The following is an 11,260-nucleotide window of genomic DNA, read 5'->3' as shown; positions in this document are numbered from 1 at the left end:
TGCCCGTAACACCACCGTCCAGCACCCGCCCCCGAGTACCCGAAGCGCCCCGCCACCAGTACTTATACCCAGGGATTGAGGAATCCAGCACTAGTTCACACATGTTCCCGGTGCGGTCGGGATACCTGTGGTAGCAGTGGATGTCGGCGAAGCGTGAAGCCGCATCGGCTCGGCTTGGGAACTGCGGCAGTGAGCGCAGGCCGGTTAAGCGTCTTGGCCTGCGTATCCGAGTTTGTTGCCGACCGTGAGTTGCCGACGCGCTTCCATCAAGGCGAATCCCAGCAGATTGAGTCCCTGCCACAGGGCGGGGGTTGCCGCGCGGTCGTCATCGGCCGCCAGCCCGATGCCCCAGGTTCTGTCCTGAGGGCTCGCCTCGACCAGGATCCGTGATGCGGTGCTGGCGAGATAGGTGCACAAGTCGGGGTTCTGACGGAACTTGGCTACGTTGCCGGCAACGACCAACGGCCACCTTTCCCGCCTCCAGAATGGTTCTTCGAAACCCCGCACCCGGCGACCCGCCTTCATGGCAGCCCGGGGATCCCGCGTCGCGAGGACCTCTGCATGAGCGTGCTCATCACCGAAGAGCCGGGCCTTTCCCGCCATCATCCAATGTTCGGCGGTGACATATTCAATCCCGTCCACCGTGAACGGTGACGGCCACCACTGGCTCAGGCATCCCGCCCCTATGCCGCCGTTGAATTCCGGAAGTGGTTTCCAGAACATCACGAAATCACGGCTGCCCGCGGACGCGACGGCAGCGCGGCGCCATTTTCTCAGGGATGCCTCCCAGTCCGGTTCTCCGGAAACCGCAACAGCATCGGACTCTTCACTGCTCATTTCGCTGATCCTGCCATATAGGAACCCGAGTAGCGATCGGTTTGTCTCCGGCGCCAAGGACACTGCTGTATCAGCACAATTAGGGGCAGGCTGTTGCCCTGATCGCCCTGGACGCTCCGCCCGACCGCACCAACGTCTTCACGGCCTGGTTTGCCTGATGGCGCCTCAGATAATGCTCCTGCCGGATCGCCCAGCCGAGCCGACGTTGCCGGCAGGCAGCGTCCTTCATCGTCCGCGGGAAGCGTGCAGGGACGCACACATGGTTGAATCTTCCCCCAGCTGAAGCAGGGGGATTCCTGGCTCACGCTGCCTGCGGGTCAGCGACCCGGCAGGTTTTCCGCGATCAGCACCAGCCGGGTTGAAACCAGCCCGGTTTGATACAGCAAAGCTTGGAGGTGCATGTGCTGTCTTGGCTCTCGATCAGCACGGTCTGCGCGCTTGGTTGCCGCACCGCACGGCGTGCACCTTACCCAATCAGGGGGACGGTGTTTCGCCCTGAGGGCGAAATCCCGTTTCCTGCCTTGCTCCGCAGGAGTCCGATTCCTCCTCGGCCTGAAGGCCGAGGCATCCTCGGAGGAACTCGGTGAAGGCAGATGGCCGGTGCGGCGGAAGCGCGATGCCCGCTCCGGGCGGGTCCATTTCCGTCACGGCCTGAGGAACCCGGCCTCCGTCAGGACCTGCTGGCCCTCGACGGACTGCACCAATGCCATGAACGCCTTCGCCGCGGCGGCGTTGGGGGCGTCCCTGAGGAGGGCGATCGGATAGGCGTTGATTGCGTTGGCGGACTCGGGGAACTCCACGCCCTCGACCTTGTCTCCTGCCGCATGGACGTCGGTCTTGTAGACAACGGCGGCGTCGGCCTCCTTCAGCTCGACCTTGGTCAGGGCACCCTTGACGTCCTGCTCGTAAGACACTGGCTTCAGTGTCAGCTTGCCGGCTTTCAGCGCCTTCTGGGCAGCTGCACCGCAGGGCACCTCCTTGTCGCACAGAACGACCTTCAAACCGGACTTGGTGAGATCCTTCAGGGAGGAGATCTTGTCCGGGTTGCCGGGCAGGGTGGCGATTTCCAACTGGTTGCGCACAAAGGTCGCCGGGGGGCTGGAGACGTTCCCCGCGGCCGTCACGATCGCCATGGTCTTGGAGCTCGCCGCGGCGAAGACATCGGCCGGAGCCCCACCGGTGATGCTCGCGGCCAATGAGTCACTGCCGCCGAAGCTGAAGTTCACCTCCGTACCAGGATGCTTCTCCTCGAACTCCTTGCCCAGGGTCGTGAAGCTCTCCTTCAGCGATGCGGCCGCGAACACCGTCACAGTGCCGGACAGCCCGTTCGGACCGGACACAGTCGCCGAGGAGCCGGAATCGGATGCGGTGGAGCCGGACGAGGAGGAACAGGCGCTCAGGGCTATCAGCGCAGCGGCTCCGGCGCTGGCGACCTGAAGCGTCCGAGAGGTCCGGCGCACGGTATGGGTCATCAAGATCTACTCCCTTGGTGTTGTGTGCTCATGGCTGCTTCAAGAAAGGAGTCGTCGTCGGACTCTTCTCTTCGCTGTACGGCTTTGGGACGCCAGGTGACTACGACACCCGCCGGAACACGGGCTCCAGCCGCAGCGCCCCGGCCACTCCACTGCTGATCGCGTATACCGTCGGAACACTTCGCGTCTGCACCGGTCCGCCCCCCAGGAATGCATCGGCGGCCATGGCTCGAGGAAGACTGCAGCCTGAAGTGTTGGTGGTCCGCCCGTATCCAGCGTCCTTTTGGATGCCGATCACGAGGAACCTGCTGCTGCGTTTCCGCAACTTGTCACCTCGGCGGTCAGTTTCCGCAGAGAACGAGTGCCTCATCGTCCCGTCGCTGCGTGCACGAGCTACGTTACCGGGCAGGCGTGCGTGCTCAGACGATGATGCCGCAGGTGCAAGGTGAATGCTACTCGCACCATCGGATAATCGTGATTCTGGCTATGAACGGGTGGCATCTGCGCTCACGCGAGATGCCCCATTCGGGCGCGGTCAGACGGACATGCGGAAGATGACCCGGGAGCCGCCTCTTCGTGAGCGGACAGCGCGACCGGTCTAGCGACGTCGAATCCGTGCTGCACCCCGGGCGGATCCTCGTCCTGTCCCCAGGCGGCCAAATGCATGGCGCCACAGGGGAGAAGCCGTGACGTTCCGCTGGAGGTCGGGCCGTGGCTGGGGTCGGGAAGTAGAAAAGGGAACGTGATCTGAGTACTCATTACCCATGTATTGATCGAAGTGAGCGCCTAGCGTCTTCCGTGCTGCGGAAAGAGTGACGTCCGCATGCACTAATCCGTCCCCCAGCCCTCAGGAATCGCGCATGTACACCACAGTCAATGGATCCGAGCATCCTTTGGGGAGCGATCCGGAAGCCACTGCTGTGGATCTTGTCCGTGGCACGTGGGGACTCACCGGGACCAAACTGGTCTGCGGCGCCGGCGTGTGCGGAGCCTGCACGATCCAGGTGGACGGTATCCCCAAGGTGGCCTGCCTGACTCCTGCAGTCGCCCTGGCGGGCAGAAGCGTCACCACGGTGGAGGGGCTGCAGGGTGCTCATCCAGTCCAGCGCGCCTTCGCCGCTCATGACGCGCTGCAGTGCGGGTACTGCACGCCCGGGTTCGTCATGGAGTCTGCAGCATTCGTCGACCGCTGGCGGGCCGAGCATCCGGGCATGGTTCCCTCACGGCAGGACATCGCCGCAGCGCTGGCAGGCCATCTCTGCCGCTGTGGGGCCTACCAAGGTATCTACGACGCCGTCGCGGCTGCCTGCACCGGCGAATTCGACACCGCTGCTCCCTTCCCGCGTGTGGAGGCGGGTGAAAAGGTAACCGGCGAGGCGCTGTACACAACGGACTTCTGTGCAGAAGGACTTCTCGAAGGCGTCATCATTCGCTCCCGTCACGCGCACGCACGTGTGACAGCCGTCGATGGCGGTGGCGCCGAGCTGGTCGACCTCCTGCCGGCCGACCGCACCGTACGCTACGTGGGCCAGCCCATTGTTGCCCTCGCCGCCGATTGTCTGGCTTCGGCCCTGGTCGCTGTGGAACAGGTCAAGGTGAGCTACGACGTGCTGCCCTCCGCAGCCGACCTCACGCAGGCGGAACTTCCCGACAGCCCGCTCGTCTACGCGAGCAGGAAGCAGAGGAAGCAGGCGCCCACCTCCGCTGAAGGCCCCGCATTCCCCGCAGCATGGAATGGGAACGTCAGGGGTCCGGCACGGATGAGCTGGCGCGGTGGGCTGGCCGCCAAGCGCATTGAACAGGCACGGAGCCGGAAGGACACCACGCACCTCGTCGAAGGCACCTTCACCGCGGAACCCCAGGTACATACCCCCCTGGAGCCGCATGCCTGCCTTGCTTCCTGGGATAGCGCCGGTGACCTTCATCTGCAGATCTCCACTCAGGCGTTGGTGGCGGTGGCCGAGCAGGCCGCCGAACACTTTGGTCTGAAAGCCAGTCAGGTCCATGCCTCGGCGGTGCATGTGGGAGGTGGCTTCGGCGCGAAACTTGCCTTTACTAGCGAGGCCATCGCGGCTGCCGAACTTGCCCGTCTGCACCAGGCTCCCGTGCGGGTCGTCCTCAGCCGTGCCGAGGAACTCACCGACGGCGGCCACCGGCCCGGCGCGCGTGCCGCTATTGCCCTGTTGACCGACGAATCAGGTGACCTGGCAGCCCTCACCCTTGACGTGCACGGCGACGGCGGCGTTTCCACGGGTTCCGGCGTGGCGATGCTTGCCCGCTTTATCTACGGCAAGGCTCCCCGCAGGCTGAGGGACTACGACATTCTCACCAACCGGCCCCCGGCGACACCGTTTCGCGGGCCTGGCGGCCCTCCGTTGGCCTGGGCGCTCGAGCAATCCGTGGATGAGGCGGCTCATCGCTTGGGAGAGGACCCGATTGCGCTGCGTCGGCGCTGGGACGGCAACCCCAAGCGTGAAGCCCTGTACCGCAGAGCGGAAAGCCTGCCGCTGTGGACCCAACGGCCTGCCAGCGGGTCCCAGAGCGGCCGCTTCCGACGCGGTGTGGGCGTGGCCGCCGCGAACTGGATGTACTACCTCGATCCAGGAACCCAAGTCGAACTCGTTGTCACGGGCGGCGTGGTCGTGGCCCGTACCGCCACACAGGACATGGGCCAAGGATCCCGTTCCGTCCTCGCCCGTGTCGTCGCCCTGGAACTGGGACTGCCCCTCAACCGGGTCCGCGCCGAAGTGGGCAACACTGCGACGGTCCACGGACCCACTTCGGGCGGAAGCCGCACCACCACCTCCATCGGCCCCGCTGCCCGGGACGCCGCCCTCCGCCTGCGTACCGCTCTGGCCCGTCGCGGCAAGGTCACCACGAGCGAAAGCATTGAGCACCTCCTCGAAGGGGCCGAAGGTCTCAGGGTGGTCGGCAAACGGCCGCGCGATCGCCGCGGCTACGTCACGCCGATCGCGGTCGACAACGTCGCCATCGGCCGCGGCTTCTCGGGCTCGGTCCATGTCACCGAAGTCGAAGTCGACACACGCCTCGGCCAGATCAGGGCCACCCGCATCTGGGGAGGCATTGCTGTTGGCCGTATCTATTCCCGTCCACTGGCCACCAGCCAGTGCCAGGGAGCCATCATCCAAGGCATCGGATACGCGCTGTACGAAGAGCGTGTCACGGACCCGGCAACCGGCGTCGTCTTGACGGACAACCTCGAGGACTACCGGATTCCAGGGATCGGTGACATCCCCGAGATGGACATCTACTTCCACGAGGACGGCTTCGACCACGTCGACGGCGGGGGAGTGGGCCTGGGAGAGGTGTCCACGCTGCCCGTTGCCGCCTCGCTGGGCAATGCCGTCTACGCCGCAACCGGCTGGCGCCCCCACCACCTCCCGATCCGCCCCGACCGCCTGCTCGAAGGAATTCGCGCGTGAACCAGCCCCGCACCCTCAGCGAGACCGCCGAATCCGTCCGTACCTTGCGGGGCGAGCTCCGCGCCGGCGGCACCGATCGGGTCGCGCGCGTTCGCGCAGGCATCGCGCAGGGAAGCGCCATTCAGATCCCTCCGCTCCCCGACCTCAACGGCATCACCGCCCAGGCCGACGGCACCGTGCGGCTGGGCGCGCTGACCCTCATCAGTGAACTGGCCGACGATCCCGTCCTGCAAACCCACTACCCTGCCCTGACCTTGACCGCAGGAGCCCTAGCCACGCCCCAGATCCGTGCGGCCGGCACCCTGGGCGGCAACCTGCTCCAGCACAATCGCTGCTGGTACTACCGCAATCCCCACTTCACGTGCTACCGCAACGGCGGCGACAGTTGCCCGGCACGCACCGGGGTCCACCACCACGCCGTGGTCATCGACCAGGGACCGTGCGTCGCCCCGCACCCGTCGTCGATCGCCATGGCCCTGATCGGCTACGACGCCTGGATCGATGTCCATGAACGGGGCGCATTCCACATCACCGATCTCTACGGCGACGGATCCGACCCCACGCACGACCACCTGCTCGATGCGCACGACGTACTCACGGCGGTCACCCTGCCCGCACCGCTGCCCGGCGAGCGCGCCGCTTACCATCGCGCCATCAGCCGTGCCAAGGCGGAATGGCCCCTGGTTGAGGCGGTCGCCCGGCTCACGCTCTCGGCCGGCGTGATCGAAACGGCAGCTGTCACCGCTGGCGGCATCGCTCGCACTCCGCTGCGGCTGCCTGCCGTGGAAGCCGCCCTGGTGGGGCGCTCGGCAACTGCCGAGAACCTGCTCGCCGCCGCCGAGGAAGCCACCCATGGCTGTTCGCCACTTCCGCACACTCAATACAAGGTGGAGCTCCTGCGCGACACCGTCCTTGAAGTACTCGAGCGTGCGGCCTGGAGCGGAACCGTCCGCTGACCTCCGATACAACTACGACGACAGCAGACGAAATGCGCGATATCGCAGAGCAGCTGCAGACATGGCTTGCTGTAGGACGCACGTTCGCTCTGGCCACTGTGGTGAGGGTTTCGGGGAGCTCTCCCCGTTCACCGGGCGCGGCGCTGGCTGTCGCGGTGGACGGGCAGGCCATCGGCAGTGTCTCGGGTGGATGTGTTGAGGCCACGGTGTACGACATGTGCCTTGAATCTCTCGTCACCGGCAAGCCAGTGCTGCACTCCTTTGGGTACAGCGATGAGGAGGCCTTTGCGGCGGCCCTGACGTGTGGCGGAACCATCGAGATCTTCATTCAGCCGGTCTTCCCGGGCCTTGCCGACCCACTGGCATCCACCGTGGCATCGATCGTGGCGGACGAGTCGGTCGCACTTTTGAGGATCGTCGAAGGACCTGACCACTTGATCGGAACAACGCTCACGGTCCGCCCAGGCCAGGATGATGACTCCGGGCCGGCAAGCCTTGCTGCCCCGCTTGGCCCCCCTGCCACCGCATACACGCGGCGTATGCTCGCAATGGGCTCGACGCAGACGTTCCGCCTTCCTGCGGACGGAGATGGGCGGACACCATCACACGGCGGTGTCACCTTCTTCGCCGAAACGTATGTACCCGCCCCTCGGATGCTCGTCTTCGGAGCCATCGACTTCGCTGACGCCGTCGCACGACAGGGCAGATACCTGGGATACCGGGTGACGGTCTGCGACGCACGACCGGTCTTTGCGACCAGGGAGCGCTTTCCTGCAGCCCATGAGGTGGTTGTGGCATGGCCTCACGACTACCTCCAGCACCAGGCCGAGGCAGGGCTGCTGGACCATCGCACCGTGCTCTGCGTCCTGACCCATGATCCCAAGTTCGACATCCCGCTCCTGGAGCGCGCCTTGCGGATGGAGCTCGGATACGTCGGGGCCATGGGGTCACGCCGCACCCACAAGGACCGGCTCGACCGGCTCCGAGAGACTGGGCTCCTGGAGTCCGAGCTCGGCCGACTCCGGTCACCCATAGGGCTGGACTTGGGCGCACGGACTTCCGAGGAGACCGCAGTCTCTGTCGCCGCCGAGATCATCGCCCAGCGCAGGGGAGGCAGCGGTCTGCCACTGATCGATGGCCACGGGCCCATCCACGCGCGTCAGTCGACGGCTGTGAGCGGGAACTGCTCGCCTCCCTGACGTAGCAGTCGGCTCCGGGCAACGACTGATGCGGAGGGCTGGCCGGGGCTTCAGGCGGGGCTGTCATGCACTCTGCGAGGAGTCTCCCCCTGACGGCGGCCATGCCAAGCTCCCCGTGTGCGGCCATTTAGCGCCCCGCTGGCGGCCTCGGGATTCCCCACGTACGGCTGGTTAGGACTCCCCGCCTGCTTTGGACGAATCCGCTCTGGGCAGCCCAGGGCGGGTGAAGAACAGCAGGGAGATGATGGAGATCCTTGAGGCGTATGACCTGACAGGCAGTTACCGTGTCGCGGCCGAGCTGGCGGGGTGTGATCACCACACGGTGGCCCGCTACGTGCAGATGCGGGCAGCTGGTCAGCATCCTGACCAGCGCCGGCATCGAGCTCGCGCGATCGACGATTACTTGCCGAAGATCGAGGAGTTCGTGGTGCGATCACAGGGAAGGATCCGCGCGGATATCGTGCACAAGCGGATCGCCGCGATGGGCTTCACCGGCGGAGAACGCACCACCCTCCGCACCGTTGCCGAGGCAAAAGCCCAGTTCAGAGCCGGACGCCGCCGGGTCTATCGACCCTGGGTGACCGAGCCCGGACTGTGGCTCCAATACGACTTCGGCGACGGCCCGACCATCAACGGACGGAAGACAGTTCTGTGGTGCGCCTGGCTGGCATGGTCCCGGTTCAGGATCGTGATCCCGATCTGGGACAAGACACTGCCGACCATCACCTCTTGCCTGGATGCCACGTTCCGCAGGATCGGCGGGGTCCCGGCCTATGTGCTCACCGACAACGAGAAGACAATCACCACCGATCACGTCGCTGGGATCGCGGTCCGCAACCCAGAGATCGTCGAGGTCGCCCGGCATTACGGGACTACGATCCGCACCTGCCTGCCGGCGGACACGGAGACCAAGGGCGGTTTGGAGGCGACAGTCCGCATCGGCAAGGCAGACCTGGTCCCCAAGGACGTCAACCTGCGCGATCACTACAAGACGTTCGGCGAACTCGAAGCGGCCTGCCGGGCGTTCTGCGACGAGGTCAACTCCCGCACCCACAGGGCCATTCGACGCCGTCCCGCCGAACGTCTCGCTGAGGAACAGCAACGGCTGCATCCGCTGCCCAGGCGGCCGTTCACCGCCGCGTTCGGCACCACCCGGCGGGTCACCTGGGAGTCGACCATTTCCGTCGAGGCGGTCCGCTATTCGGTCCCGCACGAGCTCATCGACACCCGCGTCTGGGCCCGCTTCCACGGCGACGAACTGATCGTCACCGCGGTCAGCGAAGACGGATCCACCCGCGAGGTCGCCCGTCACCGCCGGCCTGGTAGTCGAGGATGGACAACAGGTCCTCGTCCGCGAACCGGGCGGTGACCGCGGCCGTTCCCAGGGCTCGGTCGACGTCCGCGACCGAGTAGAGCTTCGACAGCGCGACGGCTTCGTTCAGCTTTCGTCTTGATCCGGCGAACGCCGGATGATCCGGCCTCCACCAGCCAGGAAGCGGCGCCGGGTCCTAGTGCGAGGAAGGCAGCCTCCTCTGCCGAGGCGGCCTGGGGGACGCGGTCTGATTCCTTGTCCTGCCGGGGCGGGTAGTGGGCGTTGTCCAGGACGGGTCGCCGGGTCGGCCCCGGCCACGAGCGCACCGCTGCAGTTCTCCGCAGCGAGGACCATTCCCTGCAGCCCGGCACGTCCGCCTGGGCCTGCTTCGGTCAACCCGCCCAGACCTCGGACGCTGCCGAGCAGACGAAAGCGATCTCGCCTGATGGCCACCCCACTTCGCACCGTTCCCGGCTCCGGCGGCGACCCGCTGGCCGGCCATCGAGCTCACCAAGCGCCTCAAACTCCCGCACCTCAGAGAGGCGTTGGCCGACCTCATCCCACAGCCAAGGCCCAGCGGAGATCGTCCGAGCAGACTTGCGGAAGACCCGATCTCGGCTTTTGGAGCGGGCCCAGTCCTCCCCCTCACGAAGACCGGTCCGAGGGCCCGGTGACCGCCGCTAGCTGGTCAGCGGCCACCGCAAGTTGCGGTCCGGAGCCGAGGATGAGGTCCGCCAGTGACCGAATGGCAGGTCCAAGACACAGAGTCAGGTAGGTCAGGGATCCCAGCAACTGACCGGCCGTCATGCCGGTGCGCCCGAGTAGCCAGGGAGCGCTCAGGAGCAGGCACATCAGAGGAGTATGCGCGCCAAGCATCACCACGCATGCCTCCATCGCCCGAGCCCGGCCCACGGCCCAGGCGGCGTGAGCCTGCGTGGCAGTGACTCGCGCGACTGAACGGCCGGCCGCTGTCCGCGAGCGTGACGACACCGCAGTGGGCTGAGCGGCAAAGACCATCAGAGTGTGGTCTGCTACCGCCTCTTCAGCCATCACCATGCGCTGCTGGAGTCGTACCAGCGTGTGTGTCAGCGGCCACAACAAGATCAGGGATACGGCTACCGGAAACAAGAGCAAGAATCCCAGTGGCGGCGACAGCCAGAACACTCCGGCCAGCGCTGCAGTGATGGTCAAACCGGCTTCCCCGAATGCGCGCAGCAGTGCAGCGGTGAGACTGCGCACGGATTCCACCCGGGAGCCGAGCCATGTCGCTGCCATCGGGGACCGGGGGCGACCGTGCACCGCCTCCTCCGGCGATGCGGAGGCCGCGAGGTCCTCGACCAGGGTGTCCCGCAGCGCTTCGGCCACCGTGCCAGTCCGGAGTATGAGTTGCCGAGTTGCGCAGGCGCGAACAGCCAAGGTCAGCATGAGCAGGGTGAGCAACCCCATACCGACGTCGTATCGTCCGATCAGGAAACCCTCATCCGCAGCAAGAGCAACGAGCGCTCCGGATGCCACAGCCGGAAGTGCTCCTGCCAATGACCAGGCTCCAACATGCAGCAGTGCCCGCCGATGCGGCCGCAGCCCGTTGGACAGCAGCCGCACTCCAGACCGGTTCATTGGGGGTCCTCCACCCGGCCAGTGCTCCGTTGTGCCTGGCGGACCTGGTTTGGCCGCCGGGTCTCCTGATCCAATACGCAGGTTCAAGTTCCTGGTGAACCAGTCTGAAGGGCGCGCCTTCATCACGCTCTCCAGGGGCCCTCTACGGAGCCCGATTGCTTCCGTCGACTGATCCACGGTCAGGCCGAGCACCTCGGCCACCCGTCCTTCAGCGGCTCGGATCCGCTTGAGATTTGCAAGCGAATCGGTCTGTGCCACTGCATTGATCACCAAAGTGGTATACAGCGCAAAGGCCACGAGACCACCAGGTGACAGGCGGGGGCGGGCCCCCCCCCGGGCCCCCGGCCCCCCCGCGGGGGGGTGGGGGGGGGGGTGCGCCCCCACCCCCCGCCCCGCCGCGGGCGGGTTAAAAAAAGAAGCAGGC

6 protein-coding genes and 1 pseudogene are annotated in these 11,260 nt (G+C 66.1%); 4 read left to right on the top strand and 3 right to left on the bottom strand.

Annotation, left to right across the window (positions count from 1 at the left end; all coding sequences use genetic code 11):
* Positions 1-204: 204 nt before the first annotated feature.
* Both ACFWBT_RS37470 and modA read right to left on the bottom strand, forming a co-directional pair.
* Positions 205-837 carry an NADAR family protein gene (locus ACFWBT_RS37470; protein ID WP_385707640.1) on the bottom strand — a complete coding sequence of 211 codons (633 nt, stop codon included), beginning with the start codon at positions 835-837 and terminating at the stop codon, positions 205-207.
* 644 nt (positions 838-1,481) lie between these two features.
* The gene (gene modA / locus ACFWBT_RS37465) at positions 1,482-2,309 is read right to left on the bottom strand and encodes a molybdate ABC transporter substrate-binding protein (protein WP_385707638.1); all 828 of its coding nucleotides are present in this window, start codon (positions 2,307-2,309) and stop codon (positions 1,482-1,484) included.
* Positions 2,310-3,169: 860 nt separating this feature from the next.
* Here modA and ACFWBT_RS37460 point away from each other — a divergent pair.
* From ACFWBT_RS37460 to istA, 4 genes and pseudogenes are all read left to right on the top strand, one after another.
* On the top strand, positions 3,170-5,752 hold the full coding sequence (locus ACFWBT_RS37460; RefSeq protein WP_385707636.1) for a molybdopterin-dependent oxidoreductase: 2,583 nt from the start codon (positions 3,170-3,172) through the stop codon (positions 5,750-5,752).
* Positions 5,749-6,708, top strand: coding sequence for an FAD binding domain-containing protein (locus ACFWBT_RS37455; protein WP_385707634.1), 960 nt, complete (start codon positions 5,749-5,751; stop codon positions 6,706-6,708). The genes ACFWBT_RS37460 and ACFWBT_RS37455 overlap by 4 nt, the downstream gene beginning before the upstream one ends.
* Before the next feature lie 32 nt (positions 6,709-6,740).
* Entirely contained in the window at positions 6,741-7,907 is a 1,167-nt protein-coding gene (locus ACFWBT_RS37450; RefSeq protein ID WP_385707632.1) for an XdhC family protein, read from the top strand.
* 223 nt (positions 7,908-8,130) lie between these two features.
* Positions 8,131-9,238 (top strand): annotated as a pseudogene (gene istA / locus ACFWBT_RS37445) (IS21 family transposase); the annotation flags it as partial.
* A 626-nt stretch (positions 9,239-9,864) separates the two neighbouring features.
* On the opposite strand, the gene ACFWBT_RS37440 reads toward istA, so the two are convergent.
* Entirely contained in the window at positions 9,865-11,133 is a 1,269-nt protein-coding gene (locus ACFWBT_RS37440; protein WP_385707630.1) for a hypothetical protein, read from the bottom strand.
* Positions 11,134-11,260: the final 127 nt, after the last annotated feature.

It is taken from the genome of Streptomyces sp. NPDC060027 (genome assembly GCF_042737005.1).
In the GTDB taxonomy this organism is placed as follows: Bacteria; Actinomycetota; Actinomycetes; order Streptomycetales; family Streptomycetaceae; genus Streptomyces.
This window is presented reverse-complemented; position numbering and strand designations above follow the sequence as displayed.

Coding starts and splice junctions, on each gene's coding strand:
- ACFWBT_RS37470 (WP_385707640.1), bottom strand. CDS start 837: ATGAGCAGTGAAGAGTCCGATGCTGTTGCGGTTTCCGGAGAACCGGAC.
- modA (WP_385707638.1), bottom strand. CDS start 2,309: ATGACCCATACCGTGCGCCGGACCTCTCGGACGCTTCAGGTCGCCAGC.
- ACFWBT_RS37460 (WP_385707636.1), top strand. CDS start 3,170: ATGTACACCACAGTCAATGGATCCGAGCATCCTTTGGGGAGCGATCCG.
- ACFWBT_RS37450 (WP_385707632.1), top strand. CDS start 6,741: ATGCGCGATATCGCAGAGCAGCTGCAGACATGGCTTGCTGTAGGACGC.